This window comes from Affinirhizobium capsici (assembly GCF_977018625.1).
The window spans coordinates 141915-163583 of the sequence record NZ_CDRNXD010000003.1 but is presented as its reverse complement, the minus strand read 5'-3'; the positions used below and the strand labels follow the sequence as shown (position 1 = coordinate 163583).

The window sequence follows — 21669 nt, the reverse complement described above, 5'->3', positions numbered from 1 at the left end:
CCGACGATGCGCTTCAGATGGATCTGCATGGCCCTCTCGCCCAACCCTTCGGAGAGGCTGTCGGCGGTCTCGACGATCAGCCGCTCATGCAGGCTGCGGATGCCGTCGCTGTCGACGACCCTGGTACCGAAGCTTTCGGCGATCTTGAGTGCCTGGATGGCGTCTGGGCAGGAGAGGCGGACCATTTCGAGGGTTGCTCCTTTGCGGAGTTGCGAGATCCGTGCGTTGGAGCGGTTGGGAGTCGCGGGCTTGGCCATGTCTGTTCCTTCCTTGGCTACCGAAGCGGTTCCGGCCCGTGCCGGTCTGCCCTTCGATGCGGACGACCAGAACCGGCAGAGGACGGGCGGCTTCACAGGTCAGATCCGGCTGAACCAGCAGGGCAGGTTTGAGGGCCAGCAGGTCTTGACCTGCTTGAGAACGCGGGCCTGCCCTCGCGCAGTGAGGTTGGGTCGGCCGCAACGCGGCGCGACAGCGGCCTTGAAACGACCGGCCGCCGGTTCAGACCGCAGCGAAGAAGAAGGGCAGTCCGGCACGGTCCGGATTTCTGTCTCGAGGGGCAAGGAACGGTTTATGGCCATGCCCGCCATCCCGCCGACATCGAAGCCCGGCAAGTTCAGCACCAACATCTCCGTTTCCGGGCGTACCTATGTCGCCGGATGATGCGTAGGCACATCGTCGCGATGCTGGAGTTCACTGATGACCTGCTCTTGCATCGCGTGCCTGCAGGTGATCATGTCGAGCTCGACCCAGCGCTCGAAGATGAGGCGGTCAATGAGCTCCCGATAGTAAGTACGAGGGCCGGATCTTCGACGCGTCCGGCTCTGGACGTTCACTGTCGTCGCCTGCCTACTCGCGCGCGCCATAATCTGCCGGGTCAGGCATTCCAGATGCCGCTGGGTCTCTCGCCGGGCGCCGATTGCTTGCGCCAGCGGTTTCGAAGCGCGGATGTCGATCATGTCACATCCCCGGGCTTCGGCAGCCGATGAAGAAGGATGGCCAGTCATTTTCAGCGTGTTGCGCGAGATTGACGACGAAGCCGTCCGCGCTGGTGGCAGCACCCACCCCCGAAAATCGGGGGTGGGTGCTGCCATGTTCGACTGGCAGGCGGCGGTCATGCTGCAGCCCTCTGATCGAAGTCAGCGTCGTGCTCTTCGTCGTCAGACAGATCCGGATCCTGCAGATCGTTCTGATCCGCAGCCTCATCGATTTGCCGTTCCTGATCCTCGGCGGGGTCGTCAACACGATCGCCTTCGTCATCATGCGGGGCCGTGCCGATGGTATCGGTGGGAGAGCTTGCCCGGATCCAGTCGAGCAACTCGTCGGCTGGTGGGGAAAAGCGCGCAGACTCATGAACGAAGTGTTCGTTAGCGAAATGCTCGACCAGCGCTGCGCGGGTCTCAAGAACCTTTGGCCGCGGCTGCAGGGACGCCTCGGCGCACGATGCTTCCAGCGCCTGGCGCGACAGGCACAAAAGGAACTCCTCCGAGCCCATGTTCGGCAAGAACTCGTCGGCGCCGATTGCCTCACCTGCAATACGGGACACCATGCCGCTGTTCGACATGCCCCGGCGGCAGGAGAGAACATCGATCAGCACCGAGCGAGCGGAGACGCGAAGCGTATCCTGATCGAAGGCGAGCTTGCCCTGCTCATCAAATAGGGAGGCGGCATGGCGCGAGAAGCGCTTGCCGCCATAGAAGGTCCCATCTGCACCGGAGTCGACACGGACATTCTGCCCGGCAAAGGCCAGCACCATCAGCGCCATCAGCATGTCATCCTCGATCGGCGCGCGGCCGAGCGCATCGTGCAGGGCGTCGGTGCGAAAATCGCCGATCATGTCGTGGCCCTTCTGGGTCACGTCGGGGCGAGCCTTCGGCGAGGCGATCGCATCGCCGTCATCGTTGCTCGCGGCGGATTCGCCTGCTCCAGCGCCCTTCGGTTTTGGCGCCTCGGGCATGCGGTAATGCACGGTCTGCACCTTGCCATCGCGATCGAGATAGAGTGCCGTGTGGTCGGACTTGGACGGCTTGCCGTAGACCTGAGACGCCTTCTTCGGCAGCTCCGGCTGGCCCCAGCTGTTGACCTCGACGATGGCACCACGCTTGGGAAGGTTGGCGGTCATCCACTCATGCTGGGCGCCGAGAAAGCCTTCGACATTGGTCGTGTAGCGACCGTCCTGGTCGGCTGGCGCGAAGAGGTCTTCGACCCACTCGATGCCATAGGCTTGAGCCAGATCGTCACCGAAGTTCGCATCCCGGGCATACATGCGCTTCTTGGTCAGCGCATTGGCGATCTGCCACCACGGAGCGGTGTCGCCCTTCTTCGGCTTATGCGCCTTCCAGACCTCCTTCTGGTCCACCTGACCGGCGGCGGCAATGATCCGCAACTGCTGCTCTGACGGCATGTCGCCCAACGCCATCTGTTCGAGCATGGCCGGCAGGACGTTGGCAAGCAGTCGCAGCTTTCGGATCTGGCGGACGGGAAGCGCGAGAGCGACTGCAATCGCCTCCTCGGTCCAGCCGAGAGCAACGAGACGTTCGATGCCGCGCCACTGATCGACCGGGTTAAGAGGCTCTCGCACCGAGTTCTCGCCATCGATCGCATCGCGCCCCAAGAACGAGGATTATCGTTGGCGGCATCCACGACGAGGATTTCGATTTCTTCCAGGCCGGCGGCGATGGCCAGTCGCACGCGGCGATGGCCGGCGTCGATGATATAGCCGTTGCCACCATCGGTTTCGGGTGCGACCACCGGTGGCTGGACGATGCCGACGGCCTTGATCGTCGCCAACATCAACGCATCGGCCTGCGGCGACGACTTCGTCTGGCGCATCCTGTCAGGGTTTTCCTTCAGAGCGCGCGGGTCAACCTTCATGATCTGCATGGGATTTGTCCTTGTCTAGAGGGTTCCGGACCGGCACCTTGCCAGCCCTTCCTGTCTTCATTTTTCGAAGACACCTCCCGGACCGCCGAGCGGCCGGACTGCCGCAACTGCGGCCGAGCATCCCTGCTGCGTAGGTCGAGCGGGGCTAACAGCCCTGCGAAGGACAAGCGGACGGTATGACGCAGGCGGCGGTTGAGCGAAAGCGGCGGCAGGAGGACCGATCTGCGACCGGTTCACCTTCCTGCTTTTCTTCTCAATCCCCTCTTATCAATTCGAACCGACGCTCGAAGGCGATGGAATGGTGGCAGCAGCCAAACTTCGAGCTTCGAGGGCGGGATTAGGTTCGGCGCCCCAGAAGGGCCAGCGCGTCCGCCTTCATGCGTTTCAGGATCAGTTTCCTGCTTTCTGGTGCAGTAGGACCGGCTTCGGGGATAGCAGCAGCAGGCGATGGATCGGCAGCCTCGGAGCGCGAAAGCGGGAGAGGCTCTTCGACCACTGCGGCCACGATAACGTGCGTGATCGTCGTTTCATCCGATTTTACCGAAACGGTAACCTGTCCTCCAGAGCGGAGGCGGTCGACGCCCGCTTGAGCGGCCTCCTGCTCGTCTTGAGCTTCGACCAGCGATGTCTGCGTCACCAGGAAATATGGCATGTGTCCCTGCGATGTGTTTTTATCGCTGATCTCATCGGCAAGCGGTTGCGGTCAAGATGCTGCACCTCCTGAGCGGCGGACGCCTCCGATAGAAAAAAGGCGCTCGACCCGTGAGGGGAGCGCCTTCTTCTGTATCCCGGGACAATGTCAAACGCCGCGGCGATTGCAGCGAGCAGGACATCGTCTCATCGGGAAGTGATGGTCAGATATTATCGGCGAAGAGCAATTTCGAGTCGAGATCATGGATGAGGGCTGATTGATTGAGCCAGACGCGCGTTCAGCGATCAAAAGCCGATCGGTAAAGTAACGCGATGGTGTGGTGCCAAGCACCTTCTTGAACATGACGATGAAGGCCGTCGTGGATTCGTATCCCAAGTCACCTGCCACCTGCTGGACTGTTGCGCCGCCGGCCAGTTCCCGCAGCGCGATGACCAGATGCAGCTGGCGCCGCCAACGGCCGAAACTTAATCCTGTTTGCTCGACCATAAGTCGTTTTAATGTTCGCTCACTGACGGCGACATGCTCAGCCCATTGGCCGAGGGTTCGGCGGTCGCTCGGATTTGCCAGGAGCGCCGCAGCGATCGAGGCGATCTTTGGATGAGTGGACACGGGCAGTTCCAACCTCTCACGCGGCATCAACGCGAGTTCATCGAGCATGACCCGCACGAGCCGATCGACATGAGCGTCGCGCGCGCCGCTTTCTGACAGGTCCGCCACTCGGTGGATCATCTCCCGAAGCATTGGCGATACCGAAAGCGTGCAACATTCGTCCGGAAGCATGGCCGCGCCGGGCTCGACGAAAAGGTATGTCAGACGAGCATTGGGTGTGACCTTATTGCTGTGAGGAACGCCGCCGGGCACCCAGAGTCCACAGTCGGGCGGAACGACCCACATCCCACTTTCCGCTGTGCAGGTCACCGCGCCATGCAGCGCCAGGATCAGCTGACCCTGCGGGTGCTGATGCTCCACCCCCTCGGCTTCATAGTCGGCGAAGTCCACCCTGAACGCCATCGCCGGGCCCTGCGATAGGCTCAGATCGATAGCGGTACTGCACAGTGGCTTATCCGAAGGTTGGCCCGATTTCGAGATCATATGGCATTATCTCCACTTTTGCCCGACAAGCAATCCGTTAAAAATCGGCTCACCAAATTTTAGGAGATATGACCATGCGCATTGCCGTGGTTGGCGCGACCGGCAGGATCGGCGCCAAACTTACAGAGAACCTCTTGGCCAAAGGCCATTCCGTCAAAGTTCTTTCGAGAGGAGGGCCTGCTCTCGACGCGCTTGTCGCGAAAGGCGCTGAACCGTTCTTGGGTAGCTTCGACACAGGGGATGGTGAGCTTTCCAGGTTCTTCGAAGACGCCGACGCTGCGTTCCTGATGGTCAAAACCCTTTGGGCGGCAGAGGACTTTCATGGGCACTACCCTGCGGTAGCGCTTCGGTTTTTCGACGCACTTCGGGATTCCCCCGTGAAATTTGCCGTGAGCCTGACCGCAATGGGGTCCGAGATCGGTGGAAACACCGGCCATTTCCAGGGCTTCCATATCCTGGATCAGATCCTCAATCGGTTACGCGACATCAAGCTTGTGCATCTGCAGGGTGGCTGGTTCATGGAGGACCTGTCCAGGTGGGCGAACGCGATCGCGCAATACGATAGGATCGGTTTCACGCTCGCTCCCGATGTCAAGGCGCCCTGGGTTTCCATTCAGGACCTCGCGGATTTTGCGGCAAAAGAGTTCGACACGCCGAGTGACCAGCACCGGACGGTAAAGCAACTGGGCATTGATTACACGATGCCCGAGATCGCCGCGATCGTCGGCCGGGTACTCGGTCAAGAGGTGGACTATCGCTTTGTCGATCCGATCGATCACGAGGTCGAAACGGTATTCCGGGAGAGGTTCGGAACGCTCGATCGGTGGGTCTATGACAAGAACACGGCGGCGGCTCTTAACGATGGGCGGGTCAAGTTCCGCGATGATCGTCCGGCTCTGCCCACAACAATGGAAAACTTCGCCAAGGACACCCTCAGACCGCTGATCGAGAAGGCGCGGATGGAAGGGCCCAAACCGGAGACTTTCCTGACGTGGAGCTCGCAAGGATAATGCTGCGTTAGATCTCAACGAAGAACGAAAAAAATGGGCCTGCGGAAACCGCGGCCCATGAAGTGTGGAGATCTATAACCTCCAGAGGGGAACAGCTGCTGCGACGGAACTGGGAGGTGACCGTCATATGCATCAGCTGGAGGCGTCATGCCTGATTTTTGACCAGCGGGGAAACATTTATTGTGCAACGCAGCTATGCAGCAGCCGCGATGGTCTCGTGGTCCAGATCTGCCGCCAGTTGAGCCTCGATTGCCCGTAGCGTCAGCCGCTTTTCCTTGAGGTCGTCTGCGAACGCGAAAGCGCCTCCGTCCCGGGAACGGTAGGAAACCAATCGTCGCTCGGCATCTTCAAGCCGCCGGCGATACTGGTACACTTCGTCGTCGAAGCCGCCGAGTGCGTGCTCCAGCCGTAAGATTGCCCCAAGTGGTGTGACCGTGATCGCCAGATCGATCTCGTAGTCTGCGCCAGTACGCTGGAGCAGCGTCTGGTATCGATAGCCATCGCCCTTGCCGAAGCGCTCGCCCTCGTAGACCAGATCGAAGCCGCCGATCGTGGCCAGATGCACCTCGCCTTCTCGCTGCAACTGCAGAAGCGTGAGGATCTCCTTCATCAACGCCCGACCGGCCTCCTTGCGCTCGGTATATTCCTGACCGAGCACCATCATCGCAAACGCATGACCACCGGTCGGCCGGAGTCGTGCAATGTCCTGCCCGATTTCGCAAATACGCCGGGTTGCTACCTCGATCTCGCGCTCCGCATCGCGCAGCTGCCGACGGACGGCATACTGATCGTCCTCATGGGCGGCCCTCAATCGTTCAAGCCGGGCAATATCGGCCTCCAAGCCTGCCTTTTGCATCAGCCGCTCGTCGCCAGAGGCGATGGCCTTTGCCATTGCAAACTGGTTGGCAGCGCCCTCACCGATATCCTCCAGTCGCCGGATCGACGTATCACCAGACAAAGCGGCAGCGATGAACCTGGCCTTGCGCTCATTATTTTGCCACATGGAGGCGTCGAGTGAGCCTTCGGTAGCATAGGCGAATATATCGACCTCCTCGTGCTGATTGCCCTGGCGAACGATCCGTCCCTCCCGCTGCTCGATCTGCGACGGCAGCCATGGCACATCGAGATGGTGGAGAGCCTTCAGGCGGAGCTGCGCGTTGACACCGGTGCCCATCGTCTCCGACGAACCGATCAGAAATCGAACCTTGCCGGCGCGGACATCACCGAACAGCCGCTGCTTCGCCTCGGTCTTCTTGTAATCCTGCATGAAGGCAATCTGAGATGCCGGTACGCCGAGCCGGATCAGCTCGTCGCGGATGAAGCGGTAGGCCGAGAAGCCGCGGGATTTCTCGACACTGATGGTGCCGAGATCGGAAAAGATCATCTGCGCCGCACCCGGCAGATCAAAATCCTTCCCGTCTGGGCGACGATAGATCGTGTCCCCATTCTCCTGCCAGATCCGATAAGCATTACGGATGAGCAGATTGAGCTTGTTATCCTCCTCATTCTCGGCCCCCGGCACGACGAAACGAAGATCGATCGCCGCGTGGCGACCATCGGTGATGACGGAGAGCAGAATATCGTCGCCGGGCTTGGTCGGCCCCTCACGCTTCTCGATCGCCTTGATCCGGCCATCGAGCATCTGCTGATAGGTCTTGAACAGGGCGGTCGGCTTGGCCGTCAGGATCTGCCGCCGCCCGGTCGAGATGTTGGGCACCTTCACATATTGCCGGAGATCCTCCGGCATGACGACGTCGGCGAACGACCGGAACATGGCGATCAGCTCGGGCACGTTGACGAAGGAGGCAAAGCGGCTGACCGGCTTGTATTTGCCCGACGGCTGGATTTCGAGTTCGGTCGTCGTGTCACCGAAGCAGGATGCCCAGGCGTCGAACTCGTGCAACCCGCGCTCGGCAAGCGCGGCATGGCCGAGCAGGCGCTGGATGGAAAACATTTCGCCGAGCGTGTTGGTGATCGGCGTGCCTGAGGCGAGAACCAGCGCGCGGCCGGGGTTCCTCGTTTCGATATAACGGGATTTGACATAGAGATCCCAGGCGCGCTGCGAGCCGTTTGGATCGATGCCCTTCAACGTCGACATATTGGTGGCAAAGGAAAGCTTTCGGAATTCCTGCGCTTCATCGACGACGATTTGGTCGACACCCATCTCCGAGATGGTCAGAAGATCGTCCTTGCGCATCGCCAGGCCTTGGAGCCGCTCCTGCAATCCTTCCTTCAACCGCTCTAGGTGTGAGCTTTCAGGAGGTTGTCCATTCGGAGCAGATTTAGGAGACTGGAGTTACCACACCTCAGTCTTCCAGGATCGCTCCGAATGAACATCCATAAGAATGCCCGACTGACGCCGCTGCGTCGAGCGGAAATGGCCATCGCCGTTCTTTCTGGCAAACTCACGAAGACGCAAGCTGCCCGCGCTTATGCCGTTTGCGCCAAGGTCGTGTCGCGCTGGGTCAAGCGATTTGAGCAGGGTGGACGTGCTGCGATGGCCGATCGCTCGTCGCGTCCCCAAACAAGCCCACGGCAGACGGATCAGGCGCTGGCGCAGCGCATCATCACGCTTCGCCGCCAGCGCCTGACCGGCAAGCACATCGCTCTGGAAACGCGGGTGTCACCCGCCACCGTCAGCCGCGTTCTCAAGCGCGCGGGTCTATCGCGCATGAAGGATATCGAACCGGCGCAACCGGTTGTTCGTTACGAATATGCAAAGCCAGGCGGACTGATCCATCTCGATATCAAACGTCTCGGTCGTTTCGAGCGCGTCGGCCACCGCATCACCGGCGACCGAACCGGACAGAGCAACTCACGCGGTGTCGGCTGGGAGTATGTCCACGTTTGTATCGACGACGCCTCTCGTATCGCCTTCACGGATATCTTCCCCGATGAGAAAGCCGTCAGCGCCATTGCCTTTCTCAAGGCGGCGGTTGCCTATTACGCCAGTCTCGGCGTCACCGTCACGCGCGTCATGACCGACAATGGCTCATGCTACAAAGCCAAGGACTTCGCAAAGGCCTGCAAGGCGCTCGGGCTCAAGCACATCCGCACCAAACCCTATACCCCCAAGACCAACGGCAAGGCCGAACGCTTCATCCAGACTGCCTTGCGCGAATGGGCCTATGCTTGCGCCTATCCTTCATCAGAACACCGCAAAGCACATCTTCCGCATTGGACCCACAAGTACAATTGGCATCGACCGCACGGCAGCCTAAAATCAAAAACACCCATCAGTCGCCTCAGTCTGAACCGGGACAACCTCTTGAGGCTCCACATCTAGGCGCTTGCGCGAGACGCGGTCTTCGCTATCGACCTTGGTCAGCAGATCCTCGTAGAGCTGCAACTCATCCTGGATCATCTTCTGTTCGAAGGCCAAGGGCACGGCGATGAAGCGAAACGCCGAATGGGTGATGATGATCGCATCCCAGGTGGCAGTTGCCGCCCGCGACAGGAAACGGGCACGCTTGTCCTTGGTAAAGTTCGTCTCGTCGGCGACAAGAATGCGAGCATTGGGGTAGAGCGCCAGAAACTCCCGGGCCGCCTGCGCCAGGCAATGGCCGGGTACGACCAGCATCGCCTTGGCGATCAGCCCAAGCCGGCGCTGTTCCATGATCGCCGCCGCCATGGTCATGGTCTTCCCGGCTCCGACGGCATGGGCGAGATAGGTAGAGCCATCGGCGATGATCCGCCAGATGCCGCGCTTCTGGTGGCCGTAAAGAACAAAGGCGCCTGAGGCGCCCGGTAGCTTCAGATGCGAGCCGTCAAATTTGCGCGGCGCGATATTGTTGAAGCGATCGTTGTAATCGCGCGCCAGCCGATCGGTGCGATCGGGATCGGTCCAGACCCAGTCCTGAAACGCCTGCTTGATCCTCTGCAGCTTGTCGCGGGCGGCCTCGGTATCGACGACATTGAGAACGCGCCGCTCACCATCGACATCCTTGAAGGTGTCGAAGATCTGCGGGACCCGGCTGTTGAGCGCATCGGCGAGCAATTCCCCGGCATGGCGTCGGCTGGTGCCCCATTCCGACGTGCCAGCGGCCGAAAGCCCAAGCTGCCGCGCGTCCACCGTCCAGGAACCGAGCGCCGGCATATGGTGAATGCGGATGTCGGCTTCCATCGTCTCCTTGACGAAGGCGACGACATCGGCGGCCGGGATCCAGGGGGCGCCGAGACGGGCGGTGATGTCGGAGGGTCGCAGATCGGCCGGCTGAACATCCTGAAGCGCTCGCACGTTGCGCTCATAGGCAGGATCCAGCTCGGCCGCGGCTTGTGCTGCCACGAGCTTGGTGCGCACCGCGCCGGAAAGATAGGCGTCGGCCGTCTGCCAGGATCCGTCAGTCGGGTCGCGAAACACCTCGTCGGCGAGATCGGCAATAACAGTGGAAACGTCGAGATGCAGCAGTTCGGCGATATGATCGAGATCGACATGACCGCGTTCGTTGAGTACGACCGCCAGCGCATCAGCCGCACTGGTGATGACAGGCGACATCGGCGGAGCGATCACGCGGGTAGCGAAGATCGGACCCGGCTTCGCCGTGTCGGTCTCCAGGTCATAGTCTTCGATCGACGCCACCAGCCAGCAATCGGGGTCGTCGCGGAAGGGCGCGAGGTTCGGCTGGCGATGGGTCTCTTTCACCTCGCCGGTCTCCGGGTCCTCCTGGATGGAGACGGTCGTGTGGTTGATCGGTCCGAAGTCGCGTACGAAGCTCGACCAGGCGATGCGCAGGCGGACTTGGCTGTCACGCCAGGGCCGACCGGTTTCCTGCGCCTTCAGAACCTCGCGCACGGCGTCGCGGATCGGGATCAGTTTCGAAATGATCCGGATATGCTTCTCTGAGACCCCGTCGCCCGAGCGACCCTTGCGCATGGTGACCGGCACGGCTGAGCCATCGAGCATCTGCATCAGACCCTTCGACCGGTCGAAGAAGAAACTGCCCTCGCGGACAAAACTGTCCTTCGGCTGCAGGTCGACGATCTCGCCGAGTTCGTCCTCCAGGTCGAAATCGTTGGGCGTCGGCTCGCCGTCATACAGATCGGCCGGCAGAAGTTCTATGGCAGAGGCGAGGACGGCCTCAAGATCCTCTCCTGCGCGCGGCAAGCAGGTGTAGGTCTCGCCAAATGGTCCCGACGTCAGCGAGTGGCGACCGAGCACGAAGTCGGGATGCCGGGCGAACCAACGATTGACGCGGATGGCGCCTTCATCGTCTGCAGCCGGCCTGATCTCATCGACATCGAGCCACAACTGATTGCCTTCCGGCTCACCGGCCTTCCGCTTGCGGAAGAACAGGATGTCGACGACAACATCCGCGCCGGCGTCGCGGCGAAAGCTGCCCTCAGGCAGCCGGATCGCCGCGATCAGGTCGGCGGATTTGGCAATATGCTCCCGCGCTGTCGCATCCGCCTTGTCCATCGTGCCATGGGAGGTGACGAAGGCTGCGAGAGCGCCCGGCTTCAAGAGGTCGATGGAGCGTGCGATGAAATAGTCATGCAGACGAAGACTGAGCGACCGATAAGCGCGGTCCGAGCGGACCATGCGATCGGAAAAGGGTGGATTGCCGATTGCAAGATCGTAGATCGGCGCCAGATCGGTGCGAGCAAAGTCACCATTGATGATCCGGGCCCTCGGCTGCAGCAGACCGACGATACGCGTGGTGACGGGGTCGAGTTCGATCCCGGTGACAAAGGTAGCGTCACGATAGGGCTCCGGCATCAGCGCGGGGAAGAGGCCAGTGCCGATGCCCGGTTCCAGCACGCGCCCGCCGCGCCAACCGAGCCTTTGGATGCCCGCCCAGATCGCCCGGATGATGAACTCCGGGGTAAAGTGGGCATATTGGGTGCAGCGTGCTAGCGACGCATAGTCGGCTTCGGAAACCGCAGTCTCGAGCGAGGAGCCGAGATCGTCCCAGCCCGGCCGGAAATCAACCTCGCCCGGACGGCGGAACATGCCGTTGGCGAGCTCGCCGGAGCCAAAGCCGGTAAAGCGGATTAACTGCGCCTGCTCCTTTGGTGTCGCCGGCCGGTCCTGCTTGGCAATGCCGTCGGCAACAAGGATCGCCGCAACATTCGCACGGGCGCGATCCTTCCAGGACGAAGGTAAGTCGCGGTCGCCGTGGAGATAGAAGTTTGCCCGAAGCCCGGCGCGCCGGGCAGATGCAGCTGCAATTGCCAGAGCAGGCGCAGGCGCCGGTGGCAAGGGATCCGGATCGTCGTCATTGGCGGCGTCAGGCGAGAAGCTGCCGAAGGCGGTGACGCCGAGCGCAAGGCCAGACGAGAGTGCGGTGTTACCAAACATGTCAAGCGTGAAAGGATCGTTGCTCATGTCAGATTCTCCTTGTGAAAGCGCGCGTCATCGTCCCGCCAGGACGATTGGCGGCGAACGGACGCTGATTGACGTTAGGAATCCTGCTGCGAGCCGGGACGTTACGACCACTCGATGATGAAGAGTTCCATCGAGTCTTCATCAAAGGTGATGCCGAGATGTCTCGCTTTGGGGGTGGCGGCGATCATGGTCTCCAGTTGCACGGCATCGATGAATTCGACGCCGTCATCTCCCCCGAACTTCCTGCGCTTGACCTCGAACCAGTCGTCGTTCGTGCGAGGATCGCATTCGAGTGCGTAAGCGACGAACGGCCTTCCGCCGTCCGGTAATTTGCCGTTCGAGCACAGGTAAACACCGTGATCACCGACCAACCAGACGCCAGGCTGCTCGTCACGACCGGGATGGAGACCGTAATGCGGATTGCGAAAGCCGCCATTGCCTTCCGCGTCAGCGCGACCGCGAGCGATCACCGCCCGCACGGTTTCAATCGGAAACGATAGCATGGAAAGCGCCTCCTCACGCTGCAACCGCCGCGGCGGGAAGATGGCGCAGTTGGACGGGCAGCTTGCTGGCGATCTCGTCGCCGGTCAGGTCGTCGAGAAGCTTTAACCTGGCAGATCCAGCCCCTGTGTAGAGAGCGATGACACGTTGACCCGGCAGATACTGCGCGGCAGTTTCATCGGAGTAGCCGCGATAGGCGTCCGCCGTGGCGCTCCAGATGTGCTCGAGGCGCTCGTCCCGCGTCATCGCGCGCACTGGGCGCGTTTCGCGTTCGACGATCGCTAGACGCATGTCCTCTACCGACCCACGGTCAGAGAGATCACAATATCCATGGAAGTGACGGATGACCCCGTCGATCCGCAGCGCAAAGAAAACCGATGTGACGGATCCGGTCAGGAATTCGCGCATGGCGAACATCGAGCCACGGATCCAAAGCGGCGGGAGGATCTCGAACATGTAATCATGTTCACGCTCGGTAATTTCAAACCACTCGCCAGCATAAAGCGAGCTCGCATCACCCTCGAAACGGTGAGGACGCTGTGCATGCCGATCGAACATGCGGAACATCTGATGGCGTTCGGCGGTGCCCTGGTAGACTTTACGGATTGCGGAAGGGGTGTTCATTGGCGGCTCCTTTGGCCCTGTCCGGACCGAAGTGCGGTGCTGCCCGACGGCTTACCATCCTCTTCAGTCCTTCATGACCCCTCCCCTCAGGCCGCCTCTCTGTCCGGACGGGTCAAGGGCCGCTCTCAAGCGGGCGAAGCTTCACCCTTGACGCGGGCGGCGGGCATGCGGCAGGCCTCTCCTTCGCGCCCTCGCTCTCCCTTCCTTCTTTTCTTCTTCCCGCGCTTTCTGCGCGTCATTCCAGTCCTCGGCCGGCGGCGTCAGCCGCAGCCAGTCACAGCCAACCTCCTCGGCAATGTCACGAAGCCGGCCGGCAAAGATCTCGCCCTGGCTGTTGGCATCGGTCGCCGCGGCCAGAACCGCACCAGGACGTGCGGCCAACCTGCGGACCGCCGCGTCCGTCGCCGGCGACCATCCACCGCCGGTACTGAGGTAGAGGCTCCCCTCACGCAGCCCCTCGAATGCCGCAAGGCTCATGGCGTCGATCGCCGCTTCGGTGACGCAAAGACGCAGGGCGTCGGAGGAGCCAAGGCGAAACAGAATTTTAGAACCGCCTGTCGAAAAGCCACGCCAATCTGGACCGCGCTCCTCCCAGCCAGTAACAACACCATCGTCATTGACATGCGCCGCCCACATGCTGCCATAAGGGCCTTCCCGGAGAATATCGCTGCGGAGGGCCTCCTCAATGATCGTTGCCGGTAGGCAGCGCTCGCTGCGCAGATAGCGCCAAGTCATGGATTCCTGCCACGGCCTACGTCGTGTTGCCCACCGTTCAGAGACGGAACTGCTATGAGCGGGCTTTCCGGCCGGTCGAGACCAGGCAGGATCCCTGGCGACGATGCCGACAAGAGCGGCCACCCGGTCGAGCGCCTCAACGAAGGTCACGCCGTCCAAATGCTCCGCCAGACCGAAGACATCGCCTTTTGCGTCGGACAGCGGATCGAACCATCCCCGCCCGCCATGGATGACGATGACGATTTCCGCATCGCGTCTGTACTTCAACGCTTTGACGGTGCTTTCCTTGACGTCGATGGCAAAACCGGCCTGTTCCAGCACTGCCGCGCACGGGACGCGGTCCCGAAGTTCCTCCAGTTTCTGTTTTTCCATTATTTTTCTCGGTGCTTGGCGCCGCCCTTCTCTCCAGATTCATGTCTCCCGCAATTTGCGGGACCGTTTCCGGCGGCCGCGAAGAGCAAAGGGGGCAAGGGCGCGGCTGGCAATCTGCAGATTTGCATTCCGCTCCGGATGACCTGCCAGCAGCGGCGCAGCTTCCCTTGCCGCCTGCCGCGCGCAAGCGGCATCAAGGAGCGGAGAATGCCGGCTCAATGAGCCGGCCAGGGATGGAATTCATGCACGATCTCCAGATCGTCTTCATCGTCGAGTTCGTCGCTCGGCAGAACGCCGAACTCGTCGCCGGACCTGAACAGTGTGACCGGAACCATGAGGGTGCGGGAAAGCTGGAAGGCGTGGTTCTGCGCAAGAGAAAGATCGGTGTTCATCTGAGGCTCCATCTTTGGAGCGGGCCATTCCCGCTCGATGGCTCCCGTCAGTGTCCGGAACCGGTCGCGATCACCGCGAAGGCAAAGCCGAAGCGGCCGCAGCTTGCTAGCGGACCCCGTCAGCGGGTTGATCGACGGAGATCCGGGGCCGGACCAGGAAGCCATCCATCAAGAGCGGGATTGGGACGCCTCGATGGACCTGCCTCCGACAAACAACGATCGTGCTGATGCGGAACTTTTTGTAGCCCTCGAGTACCTGATGCTATCTTCTTTTCGATCCGGTCATCAGGTCAGGCTCGATGCTCATCACTGCTGGAGGCGGATCACAGACGACGTGAGGCCGCAAATGCTGGACGTCTGCGATTGTGAGCCATGCGGAGCCGCCTCTTGAAAAGCCGACGCGTAACCGATATATATTTAGCATAGTCGAGAGCGCTGATCCGTCGGTGCGTTGAACGATTGTTTCACTCGGCTTACCGAATTGGAGCGGACCGCATGCGGTCCGCTTTTTCGTTTCAGGGGGATTCGTTGCATCTACTGTATCTCGACGAGTCTGGTCACTCGCATGATCCAAGCTCCGACTTCTTTGTCCTTGCAGGCTTTAGCATATTCGAGCGCCAAACGCATTGGCTGGAAGCCCAGATAGATCCTGTAGCGGCGCGCTTCAGCTCAACCAATCCTCGAGAAATCGAGTTCCATGGAAACCCAATGCGCTCGGGCAACGGTACCTGGAAAGGTGTGCCTCCCAACGACAGAGTTCAAGCCGTCGTCGATATCTTGTCGCTACTGGCAGACAAGCAATTGCAGTTGAAGGTCTATGCCTGCGTCATCGAAAAGAAGCTCTTCTCTCCGAACGACATTCTGGCTCGGAGCTTCGAAGAGGTGGCTTCGTGTTTTGATGACTATCTGAAGACGCTTTATAAGAAAAAGAACCCCCAGCGCGGCTTGGTCATCCTCGACAAGAGCAACTATGAGGAGAAAATCCAAACCCTCTCTCATGTGTTTAAGCACGTGGGGCATGCCAATGGCCAACTTCGCAACTTTGCTGAAGTCCCACTTTTTCTGGATTCGAGGGCATCGCGCCTGATTCAGATGGCGGATTTGATCGCCTACTGGATTTTCCGTCACTTCCAGTCAGGCGACCAGCGTGGCTACGACCTCATAAGGCCTTACTTTGCCCGGTATGGCATCGGGCCAGTCTCAGGTCTGCGCTGTCACGTCTCGCCGGAGACAGAGGCGCGTCTCGCTTCGCTTCCAGTTCCAGCTCACCCTTTTCCGAAGGCAACCCCGAAAACTATTGCCGCCGCATCCCAAGTCTCTACGCCTGAGGATCAAAGCGGTTTTTGAGGTGCATGCGCTCCCTCGACACACCCGGTTTGAAGATATTTCAGTGAAAATTCCGGCTCTTCACCTTCAGCGTATCGATATGAAGGTCGGGCACGAACATGTCGCGCGGAACGACCGGCTTTAGCCGATCGCGCGATTCCGGCCCGCCACCTCCATGCGCGAACTCATCGCCTCTCCCGGCCGGCAGCCTGAACTCCGTATCCCGATCGGCAAGGCCAACCAGATCGCCTGAGAGATCGAAGAGTTGCTGGGCGACGAGATGGACGACCTCCCCTTCCCGCTGGATCCGCCCGTTGATCGCCATCATCGACGATCCCAGCACGATGCGCCTACGCTTCTCGAACAGAGTGGGCCAGACAACGACGTTGGCCGGTCCAGTCTCGTCCTCGATGGTGATAAACATGACACCCTTGGCCGATCCCGGCTTCTGCCGCACCAGCACGAGTCCAGCGGTGTAAACCCATCGGCCATCGCGGGCGTTCATCGCCTCGGCACAGGTGATGATGTTTCGCTCCGAGAGATCCTTGCGGAGGAAGGCAACGGGATGCTGGCGCAGCGTCAGCCCAACATGACTGTAATCCTCTATAACGTTGTGTCCGTCAGTCATTTGCCGAAGCGCGACCTCCGGCTCCTGCTGTTCCGCAATGGCTGCCATCTCGCGCTCAGCCGCGGCTGCAAACAGGGGCAAGGGCTCGTCGCGCAGCGCCTTGATAGCCCAGAGCGCATCGCGTCGTTCGAGTTTGAGCGATGGCAGGAAGGCATCGGCCTCTGCCAGCTGGACAAGCGCTTCCGTCGGAACACTCGACCGGCGCCACATATCATCGACTGAGGCGAACGCATTGTCCATGCGCGCTGCAACGATCCGTGCTGCGTCAGCGACAGCCAGCCCTTTAACCTGCCGGAAACCCAACCGAACAGCATGTCGATCAGTGCTGCCGATCCTTTCCAGCGTGCAGTCCCATCGCGAGCGGTTGACGCAGACCGGCCGCACCTCGACGCCATGCTTGATCGCGTCCCCGACGATCTGGGCCGGAGCATAAAAACCCATTGGCTGGCTGTTGAGAAGGGCTGCGCAAAACACATCCGGATAATGGCACTTGATGTAGTTCGACGCGTAGGCAATCAACGCAAATGAGGCCGCATGACTTTCCGGAAAGCCGTAGGAGCCGAAACCTTCCAGCTGCGAAAAGGTCTTTTCGGCAAACTCGGGCGAATATCCGTTCTTTACCATGCCGGACACCAGCTTGTCCTTAAACCGCGAGACGCCGCCAGTGAACTTGAAGGTTGCCATCGACTTGCGCAGCTGGTCCGCCTCGCCGCCGGTAAAGCCGGCGCAGACCATCGCAACGCGCATGGCGCTCTCCTGAAACAGTGGCACGCCCAGCGTCTTGCCGAGCACCGCCTCCAACTCGGGTGTCGGATACTCGACCGGCTCCTTGCCTTCGCGACGGCGGAGATAGGGATGCACCATGTCACCCTGGATTGGGCCCGGCCGCACGATCGCCACCTGCACGACGAGATCATAGAAGGTGCGCGGCTTTAACCGTGGCAGCATCGCCATCTGCGCACGGCTTTCGATCTGAAAGGTGCCGAGCGTGTCAGCCTTGCGGATCATCGCATAGGTCGCGGCATCCTCTTGGCTGATGTTCGAGAGATCAATATCTTCCCCCTTGTACTCTCGAATGAGATCAAAGGCCTTGGCCATGCAGGTGAGCATCCCGAGCGCCAAGACATCCACCTTCATGAATTTCAGAGCCTCGACATCGTCCTTGTCCCATTCGATGATCTGCCGATCTTTCATCGTCGCCGGCTCGATCGGCACGAGGTCGTCCAGCCGGTCATGGGTGAGGACAAAACCGCCGGGGTGCTGCCCCAGATGCCGAGGCGCACCCATCAGCTGCTGCGCGAGTTTCAGGGTGAGCGTTAAGCGCCGGTCGTCGGGGTTGAGATTGAGTTCCCTGATGTTTCGGTCGGGAACCTCTTCCGACCAGGACCACATGCCTGACGATAGTGCCTTGATGACATCTTCAGGTAAGCCGAGTGCCTTGCCGACATCGCGGATTGCGCCCTTGGCCCGGTAACGGGTGACGGTTGCGCAGAGGGCCGCCTTGTCCTTGGTGTAGGTCTTGTAGATCCACTGGATGACCTCCTCGCGCCGTTCATGCTCGAAGTCGACATCAATATCCGGCGGCTCGTCGCGTTCCTGGCTGACGAAACGCTCGAAGAGAAGGTCATTGGTTGAGGGGTCGATCGATGTGATGCCGAGAATATAGCAGACAGCGCTATTGGCGGCGGACCCCCTGCCCTGGCAGAGAATGCCCTGGCTTCTGGCAAAACGTACGATCGAAAACACCGTCAGGAAGTAAGGCGCGTATTTCATCGTGCGGATGAGATCGAGCTCGTGCCGGACGGTCTTCAAAACATCCGGTGGCAGGCCTTCCGGATACCGGTCGGGTGCACATTCCCAGACATAATGCTCCAGCGAGGCCTGGGCATCCTTGCCCGGCACGATGGCTTCCTCCGGGTATTGGTAGGTCAGCTCCTCAAGCGAGAATTTGCAGCGACGCACGATTTCCAGGGTTCGCGCCAGTGCTTGCGCGTAGCGCGGAAACAGGCGTTCCATTTCCTCCGGTGGCTTGAGGTAGCGGTCGGCGTGACGTTCGCGCTCGAAGCCGACATCGTCGATCGTGGTGTTGTGCCGGATACAGGTGACGATGTCCTGCAATTGCCGGCGGCCCGGCTCATGAAACAGCACGTCATTGGTGACGACGGTTTTGACTTCGAACCGTGCCGCCATGTTGGAAATCTCATGCAGCCGCAACTGGTCGTTCGGTCGCCGACGCAGACAGAGCGAAACGTAGGCGCGATCGCCAAACAACTCAGCCATCTTGCGCAGCTGTGCGGCACAGTTAGCATCCGGCAGATCAGGCACCAGAATGCCGATCATGCTCTCGGAGTAAGCGACGATATCGTCCCAGTGCAGGATGCAGTTGTTCTTGCCGCCACGCGATTTGCCAAGCGTGATCAACCGCGTCAGACGCGAATAGGCGGCTCGATCCATCGGATAGACCAGCACGGACATTCCTTCCGCGAGATCGAGCCGGCAGCCGACGACCAGGCGCAGACCGGTTGCGCGGGATGCTTCCAGCGCCCGGACGATCCCGGCCAGCGAATTGCAATCGACGACGCCGAGTGCATCGATACCGAGCTGTTTCGCCGTCTCGAACAATTCCTGGGCAGAGGAGGCGCCGCGCAAGAAGGAAAAGTGGGTCGTGACCTGAAGCTCGGCATAGCTCATGCGAAAATCCCGTGGCAGAACCAGCGATGGGATCCGGTCTCAGGATCAACACCATCGCCTGAGCGAAACACCCACAGGCGTTCACCGGATTCGTCCTCAATAACAAAGTAATCGCGGACAGCTTCCATCTCCGCGTCGCGCTGCCACCACTCCCCGAAGATGCGTTCCGGGCCATCGGCGCGTTTGACCTTACGGCGCTTGCCGCGCCAGACGATGGAAACTGGTGGGCGGTCCGGCATCAGCGCGATCGCCTCGATCAGCTCGGGCCGCGGCAACAGCCGGACCGGCCGGCGCCAATGGCTGACCCAGGCAATAGCGATCGGTTCAGCAACGGGACTGATCCGCTTCACGGAGCGTTCCGGCACATCGGAGGCGACCGGTGCGACGCGATACACCCGCTGGCCCCGATTTCCATAGATATCGATGAGGGGCGTCACATCGGTGATGTCATCCTCGACCAAAGCAGAGACTTTCTGCGCCTCTTCCAATGGCTCGGCCAGAACGGCTACAAGGATGAGCTTCTCGATCCCGAAACCCGGCTCGATCTTTTCGGTCCGGTCCCTAAACAGTTTCGTCAGCCAGGCGACATCGCGGGCGGGTTTGGCGGTGCCTGCGCGAATGGCCTGCCTGGTACCGTCGACCTTCTCGACGATCAGGTCGGCACGGCGCACCCCAAGGCCGCGCTTCTGAAGCTCATCGACCAGCTGGACGACGAGGCGGCCGACATATTTGTTGATCGTTTCGGGAGCGCCAATCGGTTCAGCGAAGGCTTTCGAGACTTCGACCAGCTCAGGCGTCCGGATCGGCTCGATAGGCTCGGCGATACGGCAGAGCATCTGGTCGAGACGGCGGCCGACCTCTGGACCGAAGCGGAGGGTCAGCGGCGCTCGCGGGGTGTTGGCAAGCTCCCCGATCGTCTGGAAGCCGAGGATGCGGAGATCGCTAACGATCTTTGTCGGCAGACGCAGGAGCGAGATTGGCAGCTTCTCAACGGCACGGACCGTGTCGCGGGGTGGAACGACAACTGTCTCGCGATTGATGGCGCGGGCGCAGGCATGGGCGGCACCCCAGCTGTCGGCGACCGCCACACGGGCAGTCAGCTTCCTGCCCAGAAACTGGTTGGCGATCTTTGTCACCATGGCGAGCTCGCCACCCTGCAGGTGATCCGCACCTTCAGTATCCATCACGATGCCGTCGATCCCGTCGACGGCCACGATCGGCGAATACACGGTCAGTGCCCAGAGGGTGATCCGCTCCAGTGCCGCGGCGTCGAGCGCGGGGTCGGCCTCGACCATCATTAAGTCGCGGAAGATGGCCTGTGCTTTCGCGGCCGGCATCCCTGCTCTCACGCCCGCTTTGCGAGCGGCCGCATCGGCGGCAGAGACCCATCGCTTCGACCCGGACTTGGCGATCACAGCGATGGCCTGCTCAGGCGGAATGGAGGGATCTGCGCGCCGTATTCGATCGGTCGGCAGATCCGGAAGATAAATGGATACGACCCTTGTCATCACACGCTCTCACGAGAAACTCAGCACACTCACCCGCTTTCACGCGCATCAATTCCAGAAACCATTGAGGCCTGCCCACCCCCGGAACTGGCAGCTCCTCGGACGGCATCACACTCACCCGCCATCTGGTGGTTGACGCCGTCGGCTGGCCAAAATCATTCGCCTCCGTCTGCCTTCGCCATCGGCGGACAGCAAGCGCCATGGTCCCGGTTCGCTCGGCCGCCAGCTGCAGGCGTCGGGAACTGACCATCGGCAGGCGGACAAGTTCGCCGACGACCGCCCCGAGACCGCCAAACGACAGGCCCTCATCCATATTGGCCAGCACATCTTCTTCCCGGTCGGACTCGACGAAAATCACGCGATCGGGGTGAAGACCGACCTGGGCAAGCGCCGGAAAAAACAGATCCGGTCTCGTCAGACACCAGATGACGGGCCCTTTGGTTCGCGCGGCTATTCCGGCAACGAAGAGCGCGGCGGCCGCGCCATCGACGGTACCCGAACCTCCGCCCGCGAACTCATGCAGCGCCCCGAAGGCAAGCCCGCCGCCCGGCAGGACCGCATCGAGCTCAGCCAGCCCGAATGGAAGACAGCCGGCACGTCTGGCCTGTGCACCCTCCAGCGACGCGATGCGCTCGCGCAAATCACAGATTACCTTCTGGCGGGCAGCAGTCATCGTTCACGGCTCCCTTCAAGGTCGCGTTGGCGGGATCGACATCATGTCGGGCGGGCAATATGTTCACTATCTGTTCTTATGCGCATGAAGAGTCAAGACGCATTGAGCCTAGGAATATTCGCCTAGCATTAGCGATCTTGAAGATTCCGAGCGGAATCAATCGCGTAAGGCCGAAAAGAATTTTTAGCGCAGTTTACGGGCGATCAGGCCTTGTCGGTGGATAGCGCGGACAGACGTCAAGTCGTCTTAATGTTCTTAAG

General features: G+C 60.8%; 14 protein-coding genes and 4 pseudogenes. 4 read left to right on the top strand and 14 right to left on the bottom strand.

All coding sequences use genetic code 11. The annotated features are described in order from the left end of the window. Window positions 1-257 (bottom strand): annotated as a pseudogene (locus AC0JZ1_RS03460) (hypothetical protein); the annotation flags it as partial. Between AC0JZ1_RS03460 and AC0JZ1_RS03455 the strand changes: the two are divergent. Further along, a complete protein-coding gene (locus tag AC0JZ1_RS03455; protein WP_471881039.1) occupies window positions 256-660 on the top strand; it encodes a hypothetical protein in 405 nt (134 codons plus the stop codon). The pseudogene AC0JZ1_RS03460 and the gene AC0JZ1_RS03455 overlap by 2 nt on opposite strands. Here the strand turns inward: AC0JZ1_RS03455 and AC0JZ1_RS03450 are convergent. The 4 genes and pseudogenes from AC0JZ1_RS03450 to AC0JZ1_RS03435 all read right to left on the bottom strand — a co-directional run. Beyond that, on the bottom strand, window positions 645-1115 hold the full coding sequence (locus AC0JZ1_RS03450) for a hypothetical protein (RefSeq protein WP_471881038.1): 471 nt from the start codon (window positions 1113-1115) through the stop codon (window positions 645-647). The genes AC0JZ1_RS03455 and AC0JZ1_RS03450 overlap by 16 nt on opposite strands. Continuing rightward, a pseudogene (locus AC0JZ1_RS03445) lies at window positions 1112-2880 on the bottom strand (ParB N-terminal domain-containing protein). Before AC0JZ1_RS03445 ends, AC0JZ1_RS03450 begins: the two are co-directional and overlap by 4 nt. Before the next feature lie 337 nt (window positions 2881-3217). After that, the gene (locus tag AC0JZ1_RS03440; RefSeq protein ID WP_173412787.1) at window positions 3218-3532 is read right to left on the bottom strand and encodes a hypothetical protein; all 315 of its coding nucleotides are present in this window, start codon (window positions 3530-3532) and stop codon (window positions 3218-3220) included. Between the two features lie 294 nt (window positions 3533-3826). After that, a pseudogene (locus tag AC0JZ1_RS03435) lies at window positions 3827-4624 on the bottom strand (AraC family transcriptional regulator); the annotation flags it as partial. A gap of 74 nt (window positions 4625-4698) precedes the next feature. On the opposite strand from AC0JZ1_RS03435, the gene AC0JZ1_RS03430 reads away from it, so the two are divergent. Then, complete coding sequence (locus AC0JZ1_RS03430; RefSeq protein ID WP_471881037.1) at window positions 4699-5634, top strand: NmrA family NAD(P)-binding protein; 936 nt, start codon at window positions 4699-4701, stop codon at window positions 5632-5634. 193 nt (window positions 5635-5827) lie between these two features. On the opposite strand, the gene AC0JZ1_RS03425 is transcribed toward AC0JZ1_RS03430, so the two are convergent. Further along, window positions 5828-7858, bottom strand: a complete 2031-nt coding sequence (locus AC0JZ1_RS03425) for a helicase-related protein (protein WP_471881036.1) — start codon at window positions 7856-7858, stop codon at window positions 5828-5830. Window positions 7859-7963: 105 nt separating this feature from the next. On the opposite strand from AC0JZ1_RS03425, the gene AC0JZ1_RS03420 reads away from it, so the two are divergent. Next, window positions 7964-8920, top strand: a complete 957-nt coding sequence (locus AC0JZ1_RS03420; RefSeq protein ID WP_471881035.1) for an IS481 family transposase — start codon at window positions 7964-7966, stop codon at window positions 8918-8920. Here the strand turns inward: AC0JZ1_RS03420 and AC0JZ1_RS03415 are convergent. The 5 genes and pseudogenes from AC0JZ1_RS03415 to AC0JZ1_RS03395 all read right to left on the bottom strand — a co-directional run. Then, window positions 8915-11959: pseudogene (locus tag AC0JZ1_RS03415) on the bottom strand (DEAD/DEAH box helicase family protein); the annotation flags it as partial. The gene AC0JZ1_RS03420 and the pseudogene AC0JZ1_RS03415 sit on opposite strands and share 6 nt — an antisense overlap. A 101-nt stretch (window positions 11960-12060) precedes the next feature. Continuing rightward, the gene (locus tag AC0JZ1_RS03410; protein WP_471881034.1) at window positions 12061-12462 is read right to left on the bottom strand and encodes a DUF3085 domain-containing protein; all 402 of its coding nucleotides are present in this window, start codon (window positions 12460-12462) and stop codon (window positions 12061-12063) included. 13 nt (window positions 12463-12475) lie between these two features. Continuing rightward, entirely contained in the window at window positions 12476-13084 is a 609-nt protein-coding gene (locus tag AC0JZ1_RS03405) for a DUF1419 domain-containing protein (protein ID WP_471881033.1), read from the bottom strand. A 141-nt stretch (window positions 13085-13225) separates the two neighbouring features. After that, window positions 13226-14191, bottom strand: coding sequence for a DUF3991 and toprim domain-containing protein (locus AC0JZ1_RS03400; RefSeq protein WP_471881032.1), 966 nt, complete (start codon window positions 14189-14191; stop codon window positions 13226-13228). Window positions 14192-14406: 215 nt separating this feature from the next. Continuing rightward, window positions 14407-14583, bottom strand: a complete 177-nt coding sequence (locus tag AC0JZ1_RS03395; RefSeq protein WP_025419229.1) for a hypothetical protein — start codon at window positions 14581-14583, stop codon at window positions 14407-14409. 495 nt (window positions 14584-15078) lie between these two features. Here AC0JZ1_RS03395 and AC0JZ1_RS03390 point away from each other — a divergent pair, with 495 nt between their 5' ends. Further along, on the top strand, window positions 15079-15930 hold the full coding sequence (locus AC0JZ1_RS03390; protein ID WP_140831979.1) for a DUF3800 domain-containing protein: 852 nt from the start codon (window positions 15079-15081) through the stop codon (window positions 15928-15930). Window positions 15931-15970: 40 nt separating this feature from the next. Here AC0JZ1_RS03390 and AC0JZ1_RS03385 read toward each other — a convergent pair whose 3' ends face one another. From AC0JZ1_RS03385 to AC0JZ1_RS03375, 3 genes are read right to left on the bottom strand one after another with little or no spacing between them, the layout of a single operon-like run. Further along, the gene (locus tag AC0JZ1_RS03385) at window positions 15971-19228 is read right to left on the bottom strand and encodes an error-prone DNA polymerase (RefSeq protein ID WP_471881031.1); all 3258 of its coding nucleotides are present in this window, start codon (window positions 19226-19228) and stop codon (window positions 15971-15973) included. Beyond that, window positions 19225-20736 (bottom strand): Y-family DNA polymerase, encoded by a 1512-nt coding sequence (locus tag AC0JZ1_RS03380; protein ID WP_471881030.1) that lies wholly within the window; start codon window positions 20734-20736, stop codon window positions 19225-19227. Before AC0JZ1_RS03380 ends, AC0JZ1_RS03385 begins: the two co-directional genes overlap by 4 nt. After that, window positions 20657-21409, bottom strand: a complete 753-nt coding sequence (locus tag AC0JZ1_RS03375) for an ImuA family protein (RefSeq protein WP_471881029.1) — start codon at window positions 21407-21409, stop codon at window positions 20657-20659. The genes AC0JZ1_RS03380 and AC0JZ1_RS03375 overlap by 80 nt, the downstream gene beginning before the upstream one ends. Between the last annotated feature and the right edge of the window lie 260 nt (window positions 21410-21669).